Genomic DNA, 558 nt, shown 5'->3' on the forward strand with positions numbered 1-558 from the left:
TCCCTTCCCCCATCGGCACCCAATAACGTTCTCTTGCAAAGGGGTATGTGGGAAGACTGATCCGTCTCGCTTTTTGGACCTCGTAGAGTTTGCTCCACTCTACCTGTCCCCCCTTTACCCATAACCCCAAAATCCGGCTATATTTTTTCTGGAGCAACCATTCGTCCATTGCTTCCTGCAGCTCTTCATCTGAAAATAGATCCGTTATGGTTTCTTTATTCCGTTTCTGTTGCCCCCGGTACACTCCCTCCACTTCATCGTGTCCCTCTATGAGCTTGCTTAGCTTCTCCTTAACTTCCTCCAGGCTCCCTGCAATAAAACCCGCCCGTTCCTCCATCGCCTCGCGTCCTACCTGCAGCGTATAGGCCAGATTAAACACATCCGTTTCCCGGAAGCCCCGTCCTTCTATGGCATCCAGCAGCTGCTTCGCCTTTTCCTTAAGCTGCTCTTCATTTTTGGCGGAGATTACGATGACCGCTGGACTGCTGTCACTTACCGGTTCCTGTTGGATTTCCGCTTTCTCTGGTATATATTCCGCTACTAGGATATGGGCGTTTG

General features: G+C 50.7%; 1 protein-coding gene. It reads right to left on the reverse strand.

Annotated elements, in window-relative coordinates; genetic code table 11:
• A partial coding sequence (locus HQN90_RS38180; RefSeq protein ID WP_216855580.1) for a KS-MAT linker domain-containing protein occupies positions 1 to 558 on the reverse strand: 558 nt, incomplete at both ends.

Origin of the sequence: Paenibacillus alba (genome assembly GCF_013204855.1) — a bacterium.
Lineage (GTDB): Bacteria > Bacillota > Bacilli > Paenibacillales > NBRC-103111 > Paenibacillus_E > Paenibacillus_E alba.